The organism is Actinacidiphila acidipaludis (assembly GCF_019890725.1).
Classification (GTDB): domain Bacteria; phylum Actinomycetota; class Actinomycetes; order Streptomycetales; family Streptomycetaceae; genus Actinacidiphila; species Actinacidiphila acidipaludis.
On sequence record NZ_JAINZZ010000004.1, the window covers coordinates 270,902 to 292,409 of the forward strand.

Annotated in this window: 19 protein-coding genes and 1 pseudogene; 9 read left to right on the forward strand and 11 right to left on the reverse strand. The window is 73.9% G+C overall.

Going from position 1 to position 21,508, the window contains the following annotated elements; genetic code table 11:
* Positions 1-10 precede the first annotated feature (10 nt).
* Together xylB and K7862_RS05875 are read left to right on the forward strand one after the other, a co-directional pair.
* The gene (gene xylB / locus K7862_RS05870) at positions 11-1,447 is read left to right on the forward strand and encodes a xylulokinase (RefSeq protein ID WP_222961307.1); all 1,437 of its coding nucleotides are present in this window, start codon (positions 11-13) and stop codon (positions 1,445-1,447) included.
* 461 nt (positions 1,448-1,908) lie between these two features.
* Positions 1,909-3,036, forward strand: a complete 1,128-nt coding sequence (locus K7862_RS05875; RefSeq protein ID WP_222961361.1) for an ROK family transcriptional regulator — start codon at positions 1,909-1,911, stop codon at positions 3,034-3,036.
* Between the two features lie 143 nt (positions 3,037-3,179).
* On the opposite strand, the gene K7862_RS05880 is transcribed toward K7862_RS05875, so the two are convergent.
* Positions 3,180-4,538 (reverse strand): L,D-transpeptidase, encoded by a 1,359-nt coding sequence (locus K7862_RS05880; RefSeq protein WP_372461509.1) that lies wholly within the window; start codon positions 4,536-4,538, stop codon positions 3,180-3,182.
* Between the two features lie 201 nt (positions 4,539-4,739).
* The gene (locus tag K7862_RS05885) at positions 4,740-5,099 is read right to left on the reverse strand and encodes a hypothetical protein (protein WP_222961309.1); all 360 of its coding nucleotides are present in this window, start codon (positions 5,097-5,099) and stop codon (positions 4,740-4,742) included.
* A 129-nt stretch (positions 5,100-5,228) separates the two neighbouring features.
* Here K7862_RS05885 and K7862_RS05890 point away from each other — a divergent pair, with 129 nt between their 5' ends.
* Positions 5,229-5,522: a hypothetical protein gene (locus K7862_RS05890; RefSeq protein ID WP_222961310.1), complete on the forward strand. Its 294-nt coding sequence runs from the start codon at positions 5,229-5,231 to the stop codon at positions 5,520-5,522.
* Between the two features lie 86 nt (positions 5,523-5,608).
* Here K7862_RS05890 and hutH read toward each other — a convergent pair whose 3' ends face one another.
* The 6 genes and pseudogenes from hutH to K7862_RS05920 form a co-directional block, all read right to left on the reverse strand.
* Positions 5,609-7,174, reverse strand: a complete 1,566-nt coding sequence (gene hutH, locus K7862_RS05895) for a histidine ammonia-lyase (protein ID WP_222961311.1) — start codon at positions 7,172-7,174, stop codon at positions 5,609-5,611.
* 368 nt (positions 7,175-7,542) lie between these two features.
* Complete coding sequence (locus tag K7862_RS05900) at positions 7,543-8,697, reverse strand: GGDEF domain-containing protein (protein WP_222961312.1); 1,155 nt, start codon at positions 8,695-8,697, stop codon at positions 7,543-7,545.
* Positions 8,698-9,034: 337 nt separating this feature from the next.
* Positions 9,035-9,835 (reverse strand): enoyl-CoA hydratase/isomerase family protein, encoded by an 801-nt coding sequence (locus tag K7862_RS05905; RefSeq protein ID WP_222961313.1) that lies wholly within the window; start codon positions 9,833-9,835, stop codon positions 9,035-9,037.
* 146 nt (positions 9,836-9,981) lie between these two features.
* Positions 9,982-11,130, reverse strand: coding sequence for an adenylate/guanylate cyclase domain-containing protein (locus K7862_RS05910; RefSeq protein WP_222961314.1), 1,149 nt, complete (start codon positions 11,128-11,130; stop codon positions 9,982-9,984).
* Positions 11,131-11,247: 117 nt separating this feature from the next.
* Positions 11,248-11,607 (reverse strand): annotated as a pseudogene (locus K7862_RS05915) (biotin protein ligase-related protein); the annotation flags it as partial.
* 21 nt (positions 11,608-11,628) lie between these two features.
* Complete coding sequence (locus tag K7862_RS05920; protein WP_222961315.1) at positions 11,629-12,489, reverse strand: biotin--[acetyl-CoA-carboxylase] ligase; 861 nt, start codon at positions 12,487-12,489, stop codon at positions 11,629-11,631.
* A 191-nt stretch (positions 12,490-12,680) separates the two neighbouring features.
* Here K7862_RS05920 and K7862_RS05925 point away from each other — a divergent pair, with 191 nt between their 5' ends.
* From K7862_RS05925 to K7862_RS05935, 4 genes are all read left to right on the forward strand, one after another.
* Positions 12,681-14,270 (forward strand): acyl-CoA carboxylase subunit beta, encoded by a 1,590-nt coding sequence (locus K7862_RS05925; RefSeq protein WP_222961316.1) that lies wholly within the window; start codon positions 12,681-12,683, stop codon positions 14,268-14,270.
* Between the two features lie 67 nt (positions 14,271-14,337).
* Positions 14,338-14,544 carry an acyl-CoA carboxylase subunit epsilon gene (locus tag K7862_RS05930; protein ID WP_222961317.1) on the forward strand — a complete coding sequence of 69 codons (207 nt, stop codon included), beginning with the start codon at positions 14,338-14,340 and terminating at the stop codon, positions 14,542-14,544.
* A 109-nt stretch (positions 14,545-14,653) separates the two neighbouring features.
* Complete coding sequence (mmpB, locus tag K7862_RS37310; RefSeq protein WP_262412696.1) at positions 14,654-14,788, forward strand: morphogenic membrane protein MmpB; 135 nt, start codon at positions 14,654-14,656, stop codon at positions 14,786-14,788.
* A 42-nt stretch (positions 14,789-14,830) separates the two neighbouring features.
* On the forward strand, positions 14,831-15,442 hold the full coding sequence (locus K7862_RS05935; protein ID WP_222961318.1) for a nucleoside triphosphate pyrophosphatase: 612 nt from the start codon (positions 14,831-14,833) through the stop codon (positions 15,440-15,442).
* A gap of 19 nt (positions 15,443-15,461) precedes the next feature.
* Here K7862_RS05935 and K7862_RS05940 read toward each other — a convergent pair whose 3' ends face one another.
* Complete coding sequence (locus K7862_RS05940; RefSeq protein WP_222961319.1) at positions 15,462-15,947, reverse strand: hypothetical protein; 486 nt, start codon at positions 15,945-15,947, stop codon at positions 15,462-15,464.
* 391 nt (positions 15,948-16,338) lie between these two features.
* Here K7862_RS05940 and K7862_RS05945 point away from each other — a divergent pair, with 391 nt between their 5' ends.
* On the forward strand, positions 16,339-18,102 hold the full coding sequence (locus tag K7862_RS05945) for an acetyl/propionyl/methylcrotonyl-CoA carboxylase subunit alpha (protein ID WP_222961320.1): 1,764 nt from the start codon (positions 16,339-16,341) through the stop codon (positions 18,100-18,102).
* Between the two features lie 151 nt (positions 18,103-18,253).
* Here K7862_RS05945 and K7862_RS05950 read toward each other — a convergent pair whose 3' ends face one another.
* Complete coding sequence (locus K7862_RS05950; RefSeq protein WP_222961321.1) at positions 18,254-19,693, reverse strand: MFS transporter; 1,440 nt, start codon at positions 19,691-19,693, stop codon at positions 18,254-18,256.
* 117 nt (positions 19,694-19,810) lie between these two features.
* Between K7862_RS05950 and K7862_RS05955 the strand changes: the two genes are divergently transcribed.
* Positions 19,811-20,407, forward strand: a complete 597-nt coding sequence (locus K7862_RS05955; protein ID WP_222961322.1) for a TetR/AcrR family transcriptional regulator — start codon at positions 19,811-19,813, stop codon at positions 20,405-20,407.
* A gap of 63 nt (positions 20,408-20,470) precedes the next feature.
* On the opposite strand, the gene K7862_RS05960 is transcribed toward K7862_RS05955, so the two are convergent.
* A complete protein-coding gene (locus K7862_RS05960; protein WP_372461514.1) occupies positions 20,471-21,388 on the reverse strand; it encodes a DeoR/GlpR family DNA-binding transcription regulator in 918 nt (305 codons plus the stop codon).
* Positions 21,389-21,508: the final 120 nt, after the last annotated feature.

Below are 21,508 nucleotides of genomic sequence, written 5' to 3' on the forward strand. Positions count from 1 at the left end.
ATCGGTTCACATGGCGGCACAGGGTGCGGGCAGCGCCGGCGGGCGGGTCGTACTGGGCGTGGACAGCTCCACGCAGTCCACCAAGGTGCTGGCCGTGGACGCCGGCACCGGTGAGGTGCTGGCGCGCGGGCAGGCCCCGCACACCGTGAGCACCGGCGCGGGGCGCGAGACCGACCCCGAGGTGTGGTGGGACGCGCTGCTGGCGGCGCTCGCCCAGATCGGCCCGTACGCGGCGCGCGCCGAGGCGATCGCGGTCGGCGGGCAGCAGCACGGGCTGGTGGTGCTCGACGCTGCGGGCAAGGCGCTGCGCCCGGCGCTGCTGTGGAACGACACCCGGTCGGCGCCGCAGGCCGCCGCGCTCGTCGAACGGCACGGCGCCCAGTGGTGGGCCGAGCGGTTCGGCTCGGTACCCGGCGCGAGCTTCACGGTCGCCAAGTGGGCGTGGCTGCGGGAGAACGAGCCGGAGGCCGCGGCCGCCGCCCGGGCGGTGCGCCTCCCCCACGACTTCCTCACCGAGCGCCTGTCGGGCGCTGCCGTCACCGACCGCGGTGACGTGTCGGGCACCGGCTGGTGGGCCTCGGACCGCGAGGAGTACGACGAGGAACTGCTGGCCGGCGTCGGGCTCGACCCCGCGCTGCTGCCGGCCGTGCTCGGGCCCGGGCAGCGGGCCGGCGAGGTGCGCGGCGGGCTGCCGGTCCGGGCGGGCGCGCTGGTCGGCGCGGGCACCGGCGACAACGCGGCCGCCGCGCTCGGACTCGGCCTCACCCCCGGGCGGGCCGTGCTCAGCCTGGGCACCTCGGGCACGGTGTACTCGGTGTCGCGGCGGCGCCCGGCGGACGCGACCGGCACCGTCGCCGGGTTCGCGGCGGCCGACGGCGGCTGGCTGCCGCTGGCCTGCACCCTCAACTGCACGCTGGCCGTGGACAAGGTGGCCGCGCTGCTCGGGCGCGACCGGGAGGACGTCGAGGACGGCGGCTCGGTCGCGTTCCTGCCGTTCCTGGACGGCGAGCGGACCCCGAACCTCCCGTACGCCTCCGGTCTGCTGACCGGCCTGCGTCACGAGACGACGGCCGGGCAGGTGCTGCAGGGCGCCTACGACGGCGCGGTGTACGCGCTGCTGGCCGCGCTGGACCAGGTGCTGGCGGTGGACGGCGCACAGGCCACGGGGTCGGCGGAGCCGCTGCTGCTCATCGGGGGCGGGGCGCGGGGCGCGGCCTGGCTGCGGACGGTGCGGCGGCTGTCCGGGCGGGACGTGCAGGTGCCGCGGGCGGCGGAACTGGTCGCCCTCGGGGCGGCGGTGCAGGCGGCGTCGCTGCTCACCGGGGAGCCCGCGGCGGAGATCGCCTCCCGCTGGGGTACGGCGGACGGGCCCGTCCACCCGGCCCTCCCCCGCGACGACGCCGCCCTCGCCCGCCTCGCCGCGGCCCTCCCCCTCGCCTCCGCATAACCCCCGCCGGGGAGGCCGCCCCCTATCCGCCCGGGGCACACCGGGGCGCCCCCTCCCGGGCTGCGGCTCGTGTCGTTCGCCCGGGTGCACCGGGGTGCTTCCCCCGGGGTGGGTGGTGGCCGCCGCAGCCGGACCCTTCCGGCCGGAACGGGGTTGCTCGCGCCGGGGGCGCCTCCCTGGGGAAGCCTGGGGGGTGCCCCTTCGGGGGTCGGCCTGCCTTTGGGCACTCGATTGCTGCGAGCCAAAGCGCCTCGTCAGGGGCGCGGGGAACGGCGCGAGCGACCCACCACCGGCCGGAGGGCGGCGACGCGGCGGCCCGAGGGCCGGAGGCCGGGCGGATGGGCGGGCGGAAGGTGGGGCGGGGGAAACGGATACTGAGGGCGAGAGAAGGAGGTGCCGTGGGGAACGGCAAGGGGAGCGGGCCGCAGGCCGAACTGCGACGCCGGAACATGGCCCTGGTCATGCAGGCCCTCGCGGCGGGCGAGAAGAACACGCGCGCCGCCGTCGCCGCCGAGGTCGGCCTGACCAGGGCGACCGTCTCGACCCTGGTCGACGAACTGCTGGCCGCCGGCCTCGTGGAGGAACGCGGCGCGCAGCGCCCGGGCACCGTCGGCCGCCCCGGCACCGCCCTGGCCCTCGCCGAGACCGGCCCCGCCGGCCTGGGCGCCGAGATCGGCGTCGACCACCTGGCCGCCTGCGTCGTGGACCTGCGCGGCACCGTCCGCTGCCGCGCCGAGGCGCCCGCGGCCAACCGGGGCCGCCCGGCCCCCACCGTGCTGGCCGAGCTCGCCGGCCTGGCGGCGACCGTCACCCGGCAGGCCGCCGGCCTGGGCCTGCACCCGGTCGGCACGACCGTCGCCGTCCCCGGCCTGGTCGGCCGCGACCGGCGTACCGTGCTGCGCGCGCCCAATCTCGGCTGGGAGCAGGTCGAGGTCGCCGAGGCCCTCGGTCCCGACACCGTCGTGGAGAACGAGGCCAACCTCGGCGCGCTGGCCGAACTGTGGCTCGGCGGCCACGACCGCCTCGCGGACTTCGTGCACGTCTCCGCCGAGATCGGCATCGGCGCCGCCGTGGTGGTCGAGGGCCGGCTGTTCCGCGGAGCCCGCGGCTTCGCGGGGGAGCTGGGCCACGTGCCGGTGCGGCCGGACGGCCCGCTGTGCTCGTGCGGCGCGCACGGCTGCCTGGAGACGTTCGCCGGCGAGGAGGCGCTGCTGCGCGCCGCGGGGGTGAGCGCGGGGCGCGGTCCCGCGCTGCGGGCGGCGGCCGACGCCGGCGACCCGGCGGCGTTGCGGGCGCTGGAGGAGGCCGGCGCCGCGCTGGGCATCGCGCTCAGCGGCGCGGTGAACCTGCTGGACCCGCAGGCCGTGGTGGTCGGCGGCCCCCTCGCCGACCTCTCGCCCTGGCTGCTGCCGGGCGTACGGCGCGAGCTGGCCGACCGGGTGACGGACCGTCAGTGGCGCCCGCAGGACGTGGTCACCTCGCGGCTGGGCAGCGACGGCGTGCTGCGCGGCGCCGCCTACAGCGCGGCGCGGGCCGTGCTGGACGACCCGGCCGCCTGGATCATCGCCGCCGCGGGCCGCGCGGGCTAGACACGGCATGCAGCCCGCCTGGCGGCCCGCGCCCCGCACGGGACGCGGCCCCGGACAGCCGGATGCCGCCCTGACACGCATCCCAACGTGTCAGGGCGGCATCCGGCGTTCGCCGCCGCGGTCCCCTGCGCACGGCGTCCGGCTCAGCTCAGCGCCGAGCCGGCGACCCAGTTCGCCCAGCTCATGTTCCAGCCGTTGAGGCCGTTCGACGGCTGGATCGTCTTGTCCGGGGAGTTCTTGACGATCACCACGTCGCCGACCATCGAGTTGTTGTAGAACCAGGCGGCGGGGGTGTTCGGGTTCTTGCCGCCCTTGAGGTCCTCGATGCCGATGCAGCCGTGGCTGGTGTTGACCGTGCCGAAGACCGACGGGTCGCCCCAGTAGTTGCCGTGGATGAACGTGCCGGAGTTGCTCAGCCGCATGGCGTGCGGGACGTCGGGGATGTCGTACTCGCCCTTGCCGTCGCTGTCGGTGAAGCCGACCGTCGCGCCGTTCATCCGGGTGGTCTGGTCCTTCTCCGAGATGACCATCTGACCGTCGTACGTCGTGTGGCCGTCGGCGCCCGCGGAGATCGGGATGGTCCGGATGACCTGGCCGTCGCGGACGACCGTCATCAGGTGGGTCTTGGTGTCGACCGTGGAGACCTGCGAACGGCCGACGGTGAAGTTCACCGTCTTGTCCTGCACGCCGTAGACGCCCGGCTCCGCCTTGACGCCGGCGAGCTTCAGGGTCAGCGAGACATGCGTGCCGGGCTGCCAGTAGTTCTGCGGCCGCAGGTCCAGCCGGGTGGAGCTGAACCAGTGCCCGACGACCTGCTGGCCGCTGTCGTCGGTGACCGTGACGGCCTTCTCCACGGCGGCGCGGTGGGCGCTGAACACGGGCTTGTCGAAGTTGATCGAGACCGGCATGCCCACGCCGACGGTCGAGCCGTCCTCGGGCGTGAAGTAGCCGACGAACTTGGTGGTCGCGGTCGTCGTGGCGAACGTGGTGGTCGCCGCGGCGGCACGGCCCTGGGCGTCGGTGGCCCCGGCCGATATCTCGTACTGGGTGCTGCGGACCAGGGGGGCGTTCGGCTTCCAGCTCTTGTGGTCGGCGGAGAGCGTGCCCGGCACGGCGGTCCCGGTGGCCTTGGCCTTCATGGTCACGGACGTCAGCGTGCCGCCGGTGACCGTGACCTTGGTGCTGTTCAGGCCGTTGCCGGTGGTGCCGTTCTGCGGCGTGATGGTGATCTTCGCCGCGGAGACGTTCCTGGCGGCGGCCGCGTCCTCACGTATCTGGGCGTTCGCCGAGGCGGACGCCGACGCCGACGGGGAGGCCGTCGCGGAGCTGGTGGCGCTGGGCGCGGCGGTGGCCGCGGCCTTGGCCGATCCGTGGTGCCCGCCGCACGCGGTCAGCGCGATACCACCCCCGGCGATCACCGCGACGACCGCGAGGGAGGCGCGGCGGACGGTGGTCTTGCGGGCAGGGCGCTCTGCGGGGGTGTTGCCGGAGTCGGGCGTCACGCGTGTCTCCAATGCTGCGACTGGGCGTTCGACAGATTTCGACTGCTTCGTCCTATGCATGGAAACAGGTGACAGGGGGCGTCTGTGGCGATCTGCCGGTAAATGTGGCCTTTCCCACGCTCGCGGCCCGCCCCGCCCCCGGCCTGGCGGCGTCCACGTCGCCGCAGGTCAGAGGGGCTGGAGCGGGTCCCTGGCGGGGCCCTAGAGGTCGTCGTCGCCCTCGTCACCCTCGTCGGCGTCGTCGAAGCCCCAGTCGTCGCCCTCGCTGGGGTCGTACTCGGTGTGCGCGCAGGACCACGACGCCTGGACCAGTTCGAGGCCGGGGACGTCGGCGACCAGCTCACTGGGGTCCACCAGGTACGCCAGCGCCTCGGACTCGTCCTCGCCGACCGCGGACCGCGCGTGGTCGCGTTCCTGCTGCGGCATGAAGGTGTCGGCGGTGATGTGGGAGAGGGCGGCCGCACGCAGTTCCTCGGCGGCCGTCACCTCCAGTACGAGTTCTGCCTGCAGGCGGATGTAGCGGGGGCCGCTCTCGCCGCGGGGGATGTCAGTAGCGCTCATGACACGGAGAGTAAGCGGAGCGAGCGCGGCTTCCCACGAGCCACACCAAGTCACTACGATCGCCCCACGGTCAAGTCACCGCACCCTCCCCCCGGGTTGGCGCCCGGGAGGTATCCCCAGGGAGATCCTTTGACCTCGCCCCGTCCCTATGTGGCCGCAGCCGCCGCGTCCGTGCTCGCGGCGCTGTACTTCGTGCCGTCCGCCTCGGCGACCCCGCACCACGCGACGTCCGTGACGGCCGCCTCGGCCACCACCAGGACCACCGGCACGGCCGCGCAGTCCGCGCCCGAGACGAACCTCGCCGACACCGGCGCGGTCGACACCAAGCCCTACATCGTCGGCGGCGCGGCCTTCCTCGTCGTCGGCGCGGGCCTGGTGCTCGAGGCCGGCCGGCGCTCGCGCGCCGCCGTCCAGGCCGTCTGAGCCCGGAACGCACGGCGGCCCGGACCCCCTGAGGGAACCCGGGCCGCGGTCCCGGCCGGGTGGTCGCCCGGCCGGTCGCGCACGCGTCAGGCCAGCGGCCCGGTGACCTGCTCGGCGGCCCGGGCGAGCCCGCCGGCGCGGACGAAGGCGTAGGCGCCCTCCAGGTCGGGCGACAGGAACCGGTCGCGGCCGGGGCCGTGCACACCCGCCGCCCGGACGGCCTCGACGACCGCGGCGGACGCCGGTGCCGGGCGCAGCGCGGTGCCCATGGTCCGGATCTCCAGCGCGCGGGTGGCCGCGAACATCTCGACGGCGAGGACGCGCGCCAGGTTGTCGACGGCCGTGCGCAGCTTGCGGGCGGCCGACCAGCCCATCGAGACGTGGTCCTCCTGCATCGCCGAGGACGGGATCGAGTCCGCGGACGCCGGCACGGCCAGCCGCTTCATCTCGCTGACCAGCGCGGCCTGCGTGTACTGGGCGATCATCAGGCCGGAGTCGACGCCGGGGTCGTCGGCCAGGAACGGCGGCAGTCCGTGCGAGCGGTTCTTGTCCAGCAGGCGGTCGGTGCGGCGTTCGGCGATGGACGCCAGGTCGGCCGCGGCGATCGCCAGGAAGTCCAGCACGTACGCCACGGGCGCGCCGTGGAAGTTGCCGTTGGACTCCACCCGGCCGCCGTCCTCGCCGTCCGTCAGCACCACCGGGTTGTCGACGGCGGCGGCGAGTTCGCGGTCGGCGACCAGACGGGCGTGCGCGAGGGTGTCGCGCCCGGCGCCGGCCACCTGCGGGGCGCAGCGCACCGAGTACGCGTCCTGCACCCGCGGGGCGTCGTCCTGGTGATGGCCCGTCAGGCCGGACCCGTCCAGGACCCGCAGCATGTTGGCGGCGCTCGCGGCCTGCCCGGGGTGCGGGCGGATGGCGTGCAGTTCGGGCGTGAGCACCCGCTCGGTGCCGAGCAGCGCCTCCAGCGACAGGGCCGCGGTGACGTCGGCGGCGGTGAACAGCTCGGCCAGGTCGGCGCAGGCCATCACCAGCATGCCGAGCATGCCGTCGGTGCCGTTGATGAGGGCCAGGCCCTCCTTCTCCCGCAGCTCGACCGGCTCGATGCCGTGCTCGGCGAGGAGTTCGGCGGCCGGGCGGACGGTGCCGTCCGGGCCCTCCGCCTCACCCTCGCCCATCAGCACCTGCGCGCAGTGCGCGAGCGGGGCCAGGTCGCCGGAGCAGCCGAGCGAGCCGTACTCGTGGACGACGGGGGTGATGCCGGCGTTGAGGATCGCGGCCATCGTCTCGGCGACGACCGGACGGACGCCGGTGCGGCCGGAGGCCAGGGTCTTCAGGCGCAGGAACATCAGCGCGCGCACGACCTCGCGCTCCACCCGGGGGCCCATGCCCGCGGCGTGCGAGCGGACCAGACTGCGCTGGAGCTGGGCGCGCAGCTCCGGGCTGATGTGGCGGACGGCCAGGGCGCCGAAGCCGGTGGAGACGCCGTACACCGGCTCGGGCTTGGCCGCGAGGGCGTCGATCACGGCGCGGGACGCGGCCATGCCCGCGAGGGCGGCCGGGGCCAGTTCGATCCGGGCGTCGTGGCGCGCGACGGCGAGGACGTCCTCCGCGGTGGCGCCGTGGGCGTCCACCACCACGTTCTGCATATCCATATTCACGCACCCTAAGCACTGAATCGCTTCCTGTCACCCCGCACCATGGCCTGCGGCCCGCGGTACGCCCTGTGCGGATGATGGTGCGGGCTGCGTCCAGGTGTGCGCGGGCTGCGGTTCGCCCTCTGCGGGCGGAACTGCGTGGCCGGCCACAGCGGAGCCGCGCACCGCCAACCGCCCCGAAGGGGCAGTCCGGTCCGCTCCGGACCGCCGGCCGGTGGCCGGTTGCGCGCGCCGGGGGCACCTCCCGGGCGAAGCCTGGGGACCCCGTCCCTGGATGGTTGCCCCCGGCACAGGGCGAACCCCCGCCCGAGCAGGGCGAACCCCCGCCCGGGCAGGGCGAACCGCACTCCGCGGGGAGCGGGCCGTCAGGGGAGACGGCCACGAAGGCTGCGGCGCTCGGCGGCGGGGTGAGCCGGGGGCGAGTCGGCGAGCCGCACGACCGGGTCGTCAGGCCCTTCCTGGCCTGCCACCACGGGATGCTCCGCGCGCAGCGCCTTCGCCCGGTACTGCGCCGCGTCGGCGAGCCGGAACAACCTGCGAGCCGACCGCACCGGCCCGATCGCCTCGCCGGTCGAGGCGACCCCGCAGGCCACCCCCTCGCCCACCTCCAGCTCGGCGGCCCGGCGGCACAGCTCGTCGGCCGCGGCCACCACCTCCCCGGGATCGACGCCGACCGCGACGATGCAGAACTCGTCGCCGCCGAGCCGGGCGGCCAGGCTACCCGGCAGCATCGCCCCGCAGAGCGAGAGCAGCGAGCCGAATCGTTCCAGCAGGCGGTCGCCCACCGCGTGGCCGAGGCGGTCGTTGACCGACTTGAGCCCGTTGAGGTCGCACACCACGAGGCTGACCACCGTGCCGTCCACCCGGTGCCGCTCCAGCGCCTCGTCGAGACGGACGTCGACCGCGCGGCGGTTGCCGAGCCCGGTCAGCGGATCGGTGAACGCCAGCCGCTGCACCTCGGCCAGCCGCTCGGTCTGCGCGATGCCGGAGGCGACGAGTGCGGCCAGCACGGTCGCGAAGTCCGCGTCCTTGCGGCCGAAGGCGGGTTCGCCGATGCCGCGGGCGACGTACAGCTCCCCCCACGCCCGGCCGTGCAGGACGATCGGCGCGACGACGCAACTGCCGCGCCCCCGCCGCCGCAGGGCCGCCGTCCGGCCCCAACTGCTTCCGCCCGGGGAGCCGCCGGTGCCCTCCGCGGTCTCCACCCACGCGTGCGGTTCCCCGCCGGAGGCCCAGGTGCCGTGCAGGATCTCGGCGATCTCAGGGAAGTCGTGCACCGAGTACGACTCGTCGGCCGGTTCCGGCTCCTCCCCCGGCGCGAGGTCGCCGTCGTTGATCAGCACCCGGAGCCGGCCGGTCTCCCGCTCCCACGCGGACACCGCCGCGAAGGAGCCGTCCAGCGCCAGCCGTGCCCGGCGGGCCGCCGCACGCACCGCGTCCAGCGGCGTCTGGGCGGTCGCGAGCACCTGCGCGAGCTCGACGACGGCACGCAGCCGATGATCGGCGGAATCGTCAACCATCCACCCAGGCTAGGGACGCTTGTTCCGAAATGGGCGTGTGGCGGTGCGGGTGCTGGGCCGAACGGAGGGGTGACGAGCGAGCTCGTGGAGTGGGCGGCCGCCACCCTGTCCCGCCCGAAGACACGCAAAGGCGGAAGCGGCCACCCGCACAACGAGCGAGGAGGAAGCCCGACCCAAAAAACCCCGGGCTGACGAGCGAGCCCGCAAAGTGGACGGCCGCCACCCTCTCCCGCCCGAAGACACGCAAAGGCGGAAGCGGCCGCGGGGTCGCCCTGCCCGAAAACGGGCAACCCGCTCACCCTGCTGGGTGCCAGGGCCGCGGGTCCGCCCGGAGGGGCTATTCGCCCGGCCAGCGGGGGGTGCGCTTCTCGTTGAACGCGGCGACGCCCTCCGCGCGGTCGCCGGAGAAGGCCACCGAGCGCCAGGCCGCGTCCTCGACCTCCAGGCCGGCCCGCAGGTCCAGGCCGTGGCCGAGGCGCAGCGCGCGCTTGGCGGCGCGCAGGCCGACCGGGGAGTTGGCCGCGATGCAGTCGGCGAGACCGAGTGCGGCGGCGCGCACCTCGCCGGCCGGCACGAGCTGGTCCACCAGGCCGATGGCCGCCGCCTCCTGCGCGGGCACGCGGCGCGCGCTGAAGACCAGTTCGGCGGCGCGGGCGGCACCGACGCGGCGCGGCAGCAACTGGGTGCCCCCGCCACCGGGGATGACGCCGACGGAGACCTCGGGCAGGCCGACGACCGCCGTCTCGTCCGCGACGATCACGTCGCAGGCGAGGGCGAGTTCGAAGCCGCCGCCGAGGGCGAAGCCGTGGACCGCGGCGATGGCGGGCATCGGCAGGTCGAGGACGCCGGTGTAGGCGGCGCGGGCGTGCGGGCGCTGGCGCACCAGCTCGGCGTCGGTGAGGGAGTTGCGCTCCTTCAGGTCGGCGCCGACACAGAAGGCACGGTCGTGCGAGGAGGTCAGGACGGTCACGCTGACCGAGCGGTCCGCCGTGAGGGCCTGGCAGGCGGCGGTGATGGCGGCGGCCATCGCGCTGGACACGGCGTTCATGGCCTTCGGCCGGTCCAGGACGAGCTCCGCCACGTGCTCGGCGGTGCGGCGCACCACCACGAACTCGCCGAACCTCTGTTCGTCCGCCATGCTCCGGCCTCCCTGTTAACGCTCGTGAACGTCGTCCGCACATCCTGTCATGCGGTCCGCCCTCCCTGGGCGACGGTTCGCCCTGCGCGAGGGGAGGCCCGGAGTGCCCGGGCGGATACGGGGAGGCCGAGCCGGAGGCTGAATTGCTATGTGCGGCGGGTGAGGAGCCAGGGCTCGACCACGCCGAGGCCGCGTACCGGCCGCCGCCACATCGGCTGCAGAGCGAAGCGGTACTTCTCCGCCGTCTCCGCGTCCACCTCCGCCTCGGAGATCGGCGCCTCGCCGGCCTCCCCCAGCGCCTCCGCGAAGTCGCCGTCCACCAGCACGGCGTCGCGCGGCGCGATGGAGGTCAGCCGGGACGCCAGGTTCACCGTCGTGCCGAAGACGTCGCCCATGCGCGTCGTGACCGTGCCGAACGCCATGCCGACCCGCAGCGCCGGCATGGTCTCGTCGCCGGTCATCGTCTCGATCAGCCGCATGCCGATCTCCGCGGCGGTGCCGGGGTCGTCGGCGACGAACAGCACCTCGTCGCCGAGCGTCTTGATCAGCCGTCCGCCGTACGCGGCGACCTGGTCCGCGGCCGTGGTCTCGAACGCCTCGACGAGTTCGCCGAGTTCCTCCTCCTCCAGGCGCCGGGTGAGCCGGGTGAAGCCGACCAGGTCGGCGAAGCCGACGGCCAGCCGGCGGTCCACCGCCTCCTCGTCGTCGGACCGCACGACGCGGCTGGTGGCGGCGGCCACCTGGCGGCGCCAGACGTAGATGAGGAACTCCTCCAGTTCCGGCAGGAGCAGCTCGACCAGCGGATAGGCCACCTCGGCCCGGGTCATGCCCGGTTCGGGCGGCTCGGTGAGGCCCTCCAGGAAGGAGTCGGTCTGCCAGTCCGCCAGCCGGGCGGTGGTCTGGCCGGTGGAGCGGGCGACCTGGATCGCCATGGACTCGCTGAGCAGTCCGGCCTCGACCAGACCGGCGAGGCGCCGCAGCGCGAGCACGTCGCCCTCGGTGAGCGCCTTGGCCTGCCCTATGTCGGCGAAGCCCATGGCCCGCCAGAAGCGGGACGCGAGGTCCATGGAGACGCCGGCGGTGCGGGCCGCCTGGAAGGGCGTGTAGCGGCGGGGCGCGCCGAGGATGAGCTGTTCGAGGCGCAGGGCGAGCGGGTGCTCCCCGCTCTCGGAAGCCGCGTCGGAGCCGGGTTCGGCCGCCGCGCCGGGTGCGCTGTCCGCGGGATCGGCGCCGTGCGGTTCCGGGGCGGTGCCCGGATCCGGGGGGAACGGCTCGTCCGGCCGGGCCTGGTCCACGGTTACCGCCCGGCCTCTGAAGAGTCCCTGCGCACAGGCCTTCCGATCATCGAGACGACGCAGCCCCTCAACGATACGGCAGTGTGCTCTGGCTCACTCTCGCCGGGACGGCGCGGGTCACCGGGACGGCCGGAGGTGGACGACGTCGCCGGCGCCCACCGCCTCCTCGCCGCCGGGGCCGGCGATCACCAGCCGTCCGTCGCCGTCGACGCCGACCGCGGTGCCGGCCAGTTCCCGGCCGCCCGGCAGTTCGGCCCGCACCTGCCGGCCGAGCGTCGCACAGCCGGCCGCGTACGTCTGGTCGAGCCGGGAGGCCTTCGGGTCGCCGTCGGCCGCCCGCCACACGTCGTACCACTCGGCGATCGAGCGCAGGACCGCGCGCAGCAGCGGGTCGCGGTCGACCACCGCGGCGCCGGCCAGGGCGAGCGAGGCGGCGGTGGGGACGGGCAGTTCGTCGGCCCGCAGCGAGACGTTGACGTCTCGCCGGGACGGCGCGGGTCACCGGGACGGCCGGAGGTGGACGACGTCGCCGGCGCCCACCGCCTCCTCGCCGCCGGGGCCGGCGATCACCAGCCGTCCGTCGCCGTCGACGCCGACCGCGGTGCCGGCCAGTTCCCGGCCGCCCGGCAGTTCGGCCCGCACCTGCCGGCCGAGCGTCGCACAGCCGGCCGCGTACGTCTGGTCGAGCCGGGAGGCCTTCGGGTCGCCGTCGGCCGCCCGCCACACGTCGTACCACTCGGCGATCGAGCGCAGGACCGCGCGCAGCAGCGGGTCGCGGTCGACCACCGCGGCGCCGGCCAGGGCGAGCGAGGCGGCGGTGGGGACGGGCAGTTCGTCGGCCCGCAGCGAGACGTTGACGCCGATGCCGATGACGAGCCCGGTGTCGCCGGTGCGCTCGGCGAGGATGCCGCCGGCCTTGCGTTCCTCGCCGTCGACGGTGACCAGCAGGTCGTTGGGCCACTTGAGTGCCGTGTCGACGCCCGCGGTGCGCGACAGGGCGGTCGCGGTGGCGACTCCGGCGAGCAGCGGCAGCCATCCCCAGCGGTGCACCGGCACCGGGCTCCGGCCGTCGCGCGGTTCACCCGGTCGGAGCAGTACGGAGAAGAACAGGCCGGAGCGGGCGGGGGCGGTCCAGACGCGGTCGAGCCGGCCGCGTCCGGCGGTCTGCTCCTCGGCCACCAGCACGGTGCCCTCGGGCGCGCCCTGCCCGGCCCTGGCGACCACGTCGGCGTTGGTCGAGCCGGTGGCCTGCACCAGGTCGAGTGCGCTCCACGGGCCCTGGGGCCCGGCCACCGCCCGGCGGAGCGCGGTGGCGTTGAGCGGCGGGCGGTCGAGGTCGGACCAGCGGCTGGGCGTCATGCCCACCACCCTACGAGCGGTCGGCGGAGTGTGGTGAACGCCGCAGTGCCGGTTCCCCAGCGTCGCCACTACGCTACGGAAAACAGCGTTACTCGCCAGTTAAACAACCTCACGAGCAGTCGCAGCACAAGCCGAGACGTCACCGCCAAACGATCGAGCCGTCACGGGCCGAGAGCAGGAGAGCCGCCTCCATGGCCGAGCCGGAGTACGACATCCACACGACCGCGGGGAAGCTCGCGGACCTGCGCCGCCGCATCGAGGAGGCGACGCACGCGGGTTCGGTGCGCGCGGTGGAGAAGCAGCACGCCAAGGGGAAGCTGACCGCCCGTGAGCGGATCGAACTGCTGCTGGACGAGGGGTCGTTCACGGAGCTCGACGAGCTGGCCCGGCACCGCTCCACCAACTTCGGCCTGGAGGCCAACCGTCCGTACGGCGACGGCGTGGTGACCGGTTACGGGACGGTGGACGGCCGTCCGGTCGCGGTGTTCTCGCAGGACTTCACGGTCTTCGGCGGCGCGCTCGGCGAGGTGTTCGGCGAGAAGATCGTCAAGATCATGGACTTCGCGCTGAAGACCGGCTGCCCGGTCATCGGCATCAACGACTCCGGCGGCGCCCGCATCCAGGAGGGCGTCACGTCGCTCGGCCTGTACGGCGAGATCTTCCGCCGCAACACCCACGCCTCCGGCGTGATCCCGCAGATCAGCCTGATCATGGGCCCGTGCGCGGGCGGCGCGGTGTACTCGCCGGCCATCACGGACTTCGTGGTGATGGTCGACCAGACCTCGCACATGTTCATCACCGGCCCCGACGTCATCAAGACCGTGACCGGCGAGGACGTCGGCATGGAGGAGCTGGGCGGCGCCCGCACCCACAACACCACGTCGGGCAACGCCCATCACCTGTCGGGCGACGAGAAGGACGCGTTCGAGTACGTCAAGGCGCTGCTGTCGTACCTGCCGAGCAACAACCTGGAGGAGGCGCCGGTCTACGCCACCGAGGCCGACCTCGCGCTCTCCGCCGAGGACCTCGAACTCGACACGCTGATCCCGGACTCGGCGAACCAGCCCTACGACATGCACCGCGTCGTCGAACACGTCCTGGACGACGGGGAGTTCCTGGAGACGCAGAGCCTGTTCGCGCCGAACGTGCTGACCGGCTTCGGGCGGATCGAGGGCCGCCCGGTGGGTCTGGTGGCCAACCAGCCGCTGCAGTTCGCGGGCTGCCTGGACATCAACGCCTCGGAGAAGGCGGCGCGTTTCGTGCGCACCTGCGACAGCTTCAACATCCCCGTGGTCACCTTCGTCGACGTCCCCGGGTTCCTGCCCGGCACCAGCCAGGAGTGGGACGGCATCATCCGGCGCGGCGCCAAGCTGATCTACGCCTACGCCGAGGCCACCGTCCCGCTGATCACCATCATCACCCGCAAGGCGTACGGCGGCGCCTACGACGTCATGGGCTCCAAGCACCTGGGCGCCGACCTCAACCTGGCCTGGCCGACAGCCCAGATCGCGGTGATGGGCGCGCAGGGCGCGGTCAACATCCTGCACCGCCGCACCATCGCCGCCGCCGGGACGCCCGAGCAGGCCGAGGAGCTGCGGCAGCAGCTCATCACCGACTACGAGGACACCCTGCTGAACCCGTACGTGGCGGCCGAGCGCGGCTACGTGGACGCGGTCATCGCCCCGTCGCAGACCCGTGCGGCGCTGGTGAAGGCGCTGCGGACGCTGCGCAACAAGCGGGAGAGCCTGCCGCCGAAGAAGCACGGCAACATCCCGCTGTAGGCGGCGTCCCGCGCCGGGAAGGCGTGAACGGGCAGCCGGGTGAGTCGCAGACGAGAGGAGCGTTCCCGTGGTGATCAAGGTGGAGCGGGGCAGGCCGACCCCGGAGGAGCTCGCGGCCGTCGTGGCCCTCGTCCAGGCCCGGGCCGCGGCGGCGGAGGCCCCCGCCGACGGCCCGGTCCCGCGGGCGGTGTGGGCCGATCCGGCGCGCAACGTGCCGCGCCGGCTGCCCACACCGGGCCCGGGCGCGTGGCGCATGTCCGCCTGGCCGGCCTGACGCGGGCGGCGGCTGGTGGTCCCGGGGCGGCTGGTGCGGCTGGGACGGGATTCCGCTTCTGAGTACGCGTACTCAGGCGCACCGCCCGTGGGAGCGCGACCCTGGGATCATGCTGTGGTCGGACGAACGGCGTGACGAGCCGCCCGAGGAGATGCGCCAGGTGCAGGCGATGCTGCGCCGGGCCATGCTGCTGGTGGCGCTGGCCGCGGCCGTGGTGATGGCCGTGAGCGCGTGGAGGTCCTGAGTGTGCGCCACGGCCGTCCGCCGCGGTCCCTACGATGGCCGCATGACCGCGACCGCTCGCCGCTCCCTCGTCCTCGCCTCCGCCTCCCCCGCCCGCCTCGGGCTGCTCAAGCAGGCCGGCTTCGATCCCCGGGTGATCGTCTCCGGCGTCGACGAGGAGGCGATCACCGCACCCACACCGGCCGAACTGGCGCGGGTGCTGGCCGAGGCGAAGGCGAACGCGGTGGCCGGCGGCGGCATGCTGGACGGCGGTGAACTCGTCGTCGGCTGCGACTCGGTGCTCGAACTCGACGGCCAGGCGCTGGGCAAGCCCGCCGACGCCACCGAGGCGACGGCCCGCTGGCAGAAGATGCGCGGCCGCAGCGGCGTGCTGCAGACCGGCCACTGCGTGATCGACACCGGGAACGGGCGCCAGGTCTCGGCGACGGCCTCGACCACCGTGCGCTTCGGCTCCCCCGACGACGAGGAGATCGCCGCCTACGTGGCGAGCGGCGAACCGCTGTACGTGGCGGGCGCGTTCACCCTCGACGGCCGCTCGGCGCCGTTCGTGGAGGGCATCGACGGCGACGCGGGGAACGTGATCGGGCTGTCCCTGCCGCTGCTGCGCACCCTGCTCGCGGACCTGGGCGTGCGCATCACGGACCTGTGGGTGTGACCGCCCGGTGGCCGTGACGTCAGGCGGTGGCCGGCGGGGCCTCGCCGCCCGGGCCGGCGGAGGGGGCGCCGCGCTCACCGGCGCCGGGCGCGCTCTCGGCCTGCCGCCGCTCGCGGTCCTCGGGGGCGTAGAGCAGCAGCGTGCCGACCAGCAGTCCGAGGATCACCATCATCGCCACGAACGCGGCCCAGCCGACGAGGCCGACGACCACCGCGCCGACGACGCCGTGCACCACGGCGCAGACGATGAGCATGATCCGCGAGAACCGGCCGGTCATCTCGTCGCGCACGGCGATCCGCAGCACGAGCACGGCGCACAGCACCAGGTAGAGGCCGAACAACCCGCCGGCCACCCACGATCCGACGGCCATCGAGGTGTGGGAGAGGCCGCCCATGGCCATCTCCTGCTTCTGCACGATGAGGCCCAGGATCCAGTTGAGGAACGCTATGGCGAGGCCTTCGAGCACGAGCACCACCGCGGTGCCGACGGCTATCCCTCTGCGCACGCTGTCCCCCTTCGGCCGATGCCGTGTCGGCCGTCCGGGCCGTTACCAGCGGTATTCCGACTCTGCAGGCTACTCACGGGTACGCAGTGCGGCAAGGGGTCCTGCGGAACCACCCGTTCGGGAATGCCCGGGCGCAAAGTTTCCGCGATGTCTTCGTGGGGTTCCCACAAAAGAGCGTCAGATCGACGCGGGGAGACGACGCGAGATCCGGGCCACACCGCCGAGTCGCAGACAACCTCCCGAGCCTGGCCGTACCGTGGATTGAGCAGGCATTCACGGGTTCTCCAGGCCCATGGATCACCCTCCGTGTGGGCAACCTCACGTGCAGGGGTGCCTCGGCACGAAGTGTGGCCAGTACCTAAACTCGGCTTGTTTCAAGGAGGGAGCCATCGTGCGCAAGGTGCTCATCGCCAACCGCGGTGAAATCGCAGTACGCGTCGCCCGTGCCTGCCGGGATGCCGGGATTGCCAGCGTAGCCGTCTACGCGGACCCCGATCGGGACGCGCTGCACGTGCGCGCGGCCGACGAGGCATACGCGCTGGGCGGCGACACGCCGGCCACCAGTTACCTGGACATCGCCAAGGTGCTGGGAGCCGCTGCCGAGTCCGGGGCCGACGCCGTCCACCCCGGCTACGGCTTCCTGTCGGAGAACGCCGAGTTCGCCCAGGCCGTTCTCGACGCCGGCCTGACCTGGATCGGCCCGCCGCCGCACGCGATCCGGGACCTGGGCGACAAGGTGGCGGCCCGTCACATCGCCCAGCGCGCGGGTGCGCCGCTGGTCGCGGGCACCCCGGACCCGGTCTCCGGCGCCGACGAGGTCGTGGCGTTCGCCGAGGAGCACGGCCTGCCGATCGCCATCAAGGCCGCCTTCGGCGGTGGCGGCCGCGGCCTGAAGGTCGCCCGCACCCTCGAGGAGGTCCCCGAGCTGTACGACTCGGCGGTCCGCGAGGCGGTCGCCGCCTTCGGCCGCGGCGAGTGCTTCGTCGAGCGCTACCTCGACCGGCCCCGGCACGTGGAGACCCAGTGCCTGGCCGACAAGCACGGCAACGTGGTGGTCGTCTCCACCCGTGACTGCTCGCTGCAGCGCCGCCACCAGAAGCTGGTGGAGGAGGCTCCCGCGCCGTACCTGAGCGAGGAGCAGAACAAGCAGCTCTACACCGCGTCCAAGGCCATCCTCAAGGAGGCCGGGTACGAGGGCGCGGGCACCTGCGAGTTCCTGGTCGGCCAGGACGGCACGATCTCCTTCCTGGAGGTCAACACCCGCCTGCAGGTCGAGCACCCGGTGACCGAGGAGGTCTCCGGCATCGACCTGGTCCGCGAGATGTTCCGGATCGCCGACGGCGAGGAGCTCGGCTACGACGACCCGCCGCTGCGCGGTCACTCCTTCGAGTTCCGCATCAACGGCGAGGACCCGGGCCGCAACTTCCTGCCGGCCCCCGGCCGGGTGACGCGGTTCGACGCGCCCAGCGGCCCCGGCGTCCGGCTGGACGCGGGCGTGGAGTCCGGCAGTGTCATCGGCCCCGCCTGGGACTCGCTGCTGGCCAAGCTGGTCATCACCGGCGCCACTCGCGAGCAGGCGCTGCAGCGCGCGGCCCGCGCCCTGGCGGAGTTCGAGGTGGAGGGCATGGCCACCGCCATCCCGTTCCACCGTGCCGTCGTGGTCGACCCCGCCTTCGCGCCGCCGAAGGACTCCGGCCCGTTCACCGTCCACACCCGGTGGATCGAGACCGAGTTCGTCAACACGATCCCGCCGTTCGCCGGCGGGGAGGCGGACGAGGAGGAGGGCCCCGGCCGCGAGACCGTGGTCGTCGAGGTCGGCGGCAAGCGCCTGGAGGTCTCCCTTCCGGCGTCGCTCGGCATGACCCTGGCCCGTACCGGCCTGGCGGCCGGTGCCAAGCCGAAGCGCCGGCAGGCCACCAAGGCCGCGGCCGCCGCGTCCGGCGACGCGCTGGCCTCGCCGATGCAGGGCACCATCGTCAAGGTCGCGGTCGAGGAGAACCAGCAGGTCTCCGAGGGCGACCTGATCGTGGTCCTGGAGGCGATGAAGATGGAGCAGCCGATCAACGCGCACCGCTCCGGCACCGTCATCGGCCTCAAGGCCGAGGTCGGCTCGTCGGTCTCCTCCGGCGCGGTCATCTGCGAGATCAAGGACTGACCCGGGTCACGTGCTGATCCGGCGGGACGTCGTAGAGCCCGCCGCACACGAAACGCCGGTCGCACTGGTGGTCACCACCAGGCGGCCGGCGTTCGTCCGTCCGACGCCCGCGAGCGGGTTCCGCGCCCGCGCGTCGGCCTCGGCGTCCGCCTCAGCGCAGGGTGGGCCGCGGCGGCTGCTTGAGCGCGAGCACCAGCAGCCACGCGGCGCCGGTGAAGACCGCGGCCATGGTGAACGCGGCGGTCGCGCCGTGGATGAACGGCTCGCTGTGGGAGTGGCGGGAGACCGTGCCGAACACCGTGACCAGGACGGACAGGCCGAGGCTGCCGCCGATCTGCTGCATGGTCTGCAGCAGGCCCGACGCGGACCCGGCGTCCTTCGGCTCGACGCCGGCCAGGATGAAGGTGTTGAGCGGCATCATGGTGAACCCGACGCCCACGCCGATCAGGACGAGCGAGGCGAGGATCCCCCGGGCGTAGCCGTCGGACGCGCTGAGCCGGGTGATCCACAGGGTGCCGGCGATGTTGAGCGCGCCGCCGAGGGCCGCCACCCGCTTGGCGCCGAACCGGGCCAGGGCGCGCGGCGCCAGCCGGGCCGCGACGAACAGCGGGCCGGCCAGCGGCAGGAAGGCGAAGCCGGTCCTGAGCGGGCTGAAGTGCAGGTGGTTCTGCATGTACTGGGTGCTGAAGTAGAAGACGCCGAACATGCCGGCCGGCACCAGCAGCATCACGCCGTAGGCCAGTGCCCGGTTGCGGTTCCGGAACAGCCGCAGGACCACCAGCGGCCGCTCGACCCGGACCTCGTTGAGGAAGAAGGCGAAGAGCAGCGCGACGGCGAGGGCGAAGAACGTCAGGGCCCGCGGGTCGCCCCAGCTGCTCTCGCCCACCCGGATGAACGCGTAGACCAGGCCCGCCATGCCGAGGGTGCCGGTGACGGCGCCGGCGATGTCGAACCGGCCGCCGCGGTGGCGGGCGGTCTCGGTGATGTGGCGCGGGGCCAGCAGCACGATCGCGAGGCCCACGGGGATGTTGATGAAGAACACCCAGCGCCAGGACCCCCAGTCGGTCAGCATGCCGCCGACGGTGAGGCCGATCGCCGAACCGGCGCCGGAGATCGCCGAGAAGACGCTGAGCGCCCGGTTGCGTTCGGCGCCCTCGGTGAAGGAGGTCGCGATCAGGGCCAGGGTGCTGGGCGCGGCCAGCGCCGCGGCGGCGCCCTGCAGCGCGCGGGCGATCAGCAGGGTGGTGCTGTCGTTGGCGACGCCGCCGGCGACCGAGGCCAGGGTGAACGCGGAGACGCCCCAGACCAGGGCCGTTCTGCGGCCGATGAGGTCGCCGACGCGGCTGCCGAGGAGCAGCAGGCCGCCGAAGGCGAGGGTGTAGACGTTGAGGACCCAGGACATGCCGGTCGGCGAGAAACCGAGGTGGACACCGATGCCGGGAAGTGCGACGTTCACGACGGTGGCGTCGAGCAGCAGCATCAACTGGGCGCCGACGATGGCGGCGAGGGCGAGATAGGAGCGCCCGCGGGCGGGGGACGGCAGGCGGGACGCGGTGGTGGGACGCAGATCGCGCACGGAGTGCGTGGGCATGATGAAGGAACCCTCCAGCGGAGAACTACAAACGGAGGTCGTCTCCGGAAACTATACGGAGACGACCTCCGGTTCTACAATCGCTTTTGGGAAGAGCACCTCGGGAGGCATGACGACATGCGGGCAGACGCGCAGCGCAACTACGACCGTTTGCTGCTGGAGGCCAAGCAGGCGTTCATCGTGCACGGGACGGAGGTCCCGCTGGAGGACATCGCCCGGCACGCGGGCGTCGGCGTCGGCACGCTCTACCGGCACTTCCCCGACCGCTACGCGCTGATGAACGCGGTCTTCGTGCAGGAGGTCGAGCAGATCACCGCGCAGGCCGAGGAGCTGGTGACGGCCGAGGACCCGACGGTGGCGCTCACCTCGTGGCTGCGCGCGGTCGCGGTCCACTCGACCATGTACCGGGGGCTGTCCGCGGCGATCATGGAGGCGTCGGACAGCAAGATGCCGGCCTGCAAGACGCTGCTGCGCGAGGCGGGCGGCACGCTGCTGCGGCGCGCCCAGGAGGCCGGCGAGGTCAAGTCCGACCTGCGGATCGCCGACCTGCTCAAGCTGACGCACGCGATCGTCCTGGCGGCCGAGAAGACGCCGGACGACCGCGAGCTGTTCACCCGGCTGATGGCGCTCGCCATCGACGGCATGCGCGTCCGGCCGGGCGGCGCCGCGCACGGCACGCCGGATCCGGCCGCGGCGGCGGGCGCCACCGCCTGACCGGGCCGCCACGGCGTGACCGGGCCGGGCCCGCACGGGGCGGACCCGGCCCGGATCGCCGGCTCAGCGGCGGCGCACGTCCGCCAGCCGGGGTGTTCCGTTGGGGTCACCGGCCGGCATCAGCCGCTGGGGCCGGCGCGGCCCCGGCAGGGGCGCGTCCCGGCCCTCGCGGCCGTCACGGCCCTCCCGGGCGTCGCGGCGCTGCCGGCCCGCGGCCAGCACCTCCGCGCCGACCGGGGTCTGCGCGACGGCGACCTGGACCCCGCGGTCGGCCAGCGCCTGGAGTTCCGTGGCGGCCCGCTCGTCGCCCACCGGCGGTTCGTCGGTGACCAGATGGGTGATCAGATCGGTCGGCACCGTCTGGAACATGGTGTCGGTGCCGAGTTTGGTGTGGTCGGCCAGCACCACGACCTCCGCCGCCGCCTGGACCAGCGCCCGGTCCACGCTCGCGGAGAGCATGTTCGAGGTGGACAGGCCGCGTTCGGCGGTCAGGCCCGCACCGGACAGGAACGCCCGGGAGACCCGCAGCCCCTGCAAGGACTGCTCGGCACCGCTGCCGACCAGACCGTAGTTGGAGCCGCGCAGGGTGCCACCGGTCATCACCACTTCGACCCGGTTGGCATGGGCCAGCGCCTGCGCGACGAGGAGGGAGTTGGTGACCACGGTGAGTCCCGGCACCCGCGCCAGCCGTCTGGCCAGCTCCTGGGTGGTGGTGCCCGCGCCGACGACGACGGCTTCGCCCTCGTCGACCAGACCGGCCGCGAGATCGGCGATGGCCGTCTTCTCCGCGGTCGCCAGGTGGGACTTCTGCGGGAAACCCGACTCCCGGGTGAAACCGCCGGGCAGCACGGCGCCGCCGTGCCGGCGGTCCAGCAGTCCTTCGGCCTCCAGCGCGCGAACGTCCCGGCGGACGGTCACTTCGGAGGTCTGGACGACACGGGCGAGTTCACGGAGCGACACGGCTCCGTTGGCCCGCACCATTTCGAGGATCAACTGACGACGTTCTGCAGCGAACACGAAACCGACAGTAACCCCAATCACCCGCGAAGTTCTGCGTTATGCACCAGATACGGGAAGGCTCGCGCAAAACACCCCGTCAAG

Bases quoted from the DNA above. Each gene is read 5' to 3' on its own strand.
- K7862_RS05920 (WP_222961315.1), bottom strand. From the start codon at position 12,489: ATGACGCCCAGCCGCTGGTCCGACCTCGACCGCCCGCCGCTCAACGCC.
- K7862_RS05960 (WP_372461514.1), bottom strand. From the start codon at position 21,388: ATGGTGCGGGCCAACGGAGCCGTGTCGCTCCGTGAACTCGCCCGTGTC.
- mmpB (WP_262412696.1), top strand. From the start codon at position 14,654: ATGCTGTGGTCGGACGAACGGCGTGACGAGCCGCCCGAGGAGATGCGC.
- K7862_RS05905 (WP_222961313.1), bottom strand. From the start codon at position 9,835: ATGGCGGACGAACAGAGGTTCGGCGAGTTCGTGGTGGTGCGCCGCACC.
- xylB (WP_222961307.1), top strand. From the start codon at position 11: ATGGCGGCACAGGGTGCGGGCAGCGCCGGCGGGCGGGTCGTACTGGGC.
- K7862_RS05900 (WP_222961312.1), bottom strand. From the start codon at position 8,697: ATGGTTGACGATTCCGCCGATCATCGGCTGCGTGCCGTCGTCGAGCTC.
- K7862_RS05925 (WP_222961316.1), top strand. From the start codon at position 12,681: ATGGCCGAGCCGGAGTACGACATCCACACGACCGCGGGGAAGCTCGCG.
- K7862_RS05885 (WP_222961309.1), bottom strand. From the start codon at position 5,099: ATGAGCGCTACTGACATCCCCCGCGGCGAGAGCGGCCCCCGCTACATC.
- K7862_RS05935 (WP_222961318.1), top strand. From the start codon at position 14,831: ATGACCGCGACCGCTCGCCGCTCCCTCGTCCTCGCCTCCGCCTCCCCC.
- K7862_RS05950 (WP_222961321.1), bottom strand. From the start codon at position 19,693: ATGCCCACGCACTCCGTGCGCGATCTGCGTCCCACCACCGCGTCCCGC.
- K7862_RS05955 (WP_222961322.1), top strand. From the start codon at position 19,811: ATGCGGGCAGACGCGCAGCGCAACTACGACCGTTTGCTGCTGGAGGCC.
- K7862_RS05875 (WP_222961361.1), top strand. From the start codon at position 1,909: ATGCAGGCCCTCGCGGCGGGCGAGAAGAACACGCGCGCCGCCGTCGCC.
- hutH (WP_222961311.1), bottom strand. From the start codon at position 7,174: ATGGATATGCAGAACGTGGTGGTGGACGCCCACGGCGCCACCGCGGAG.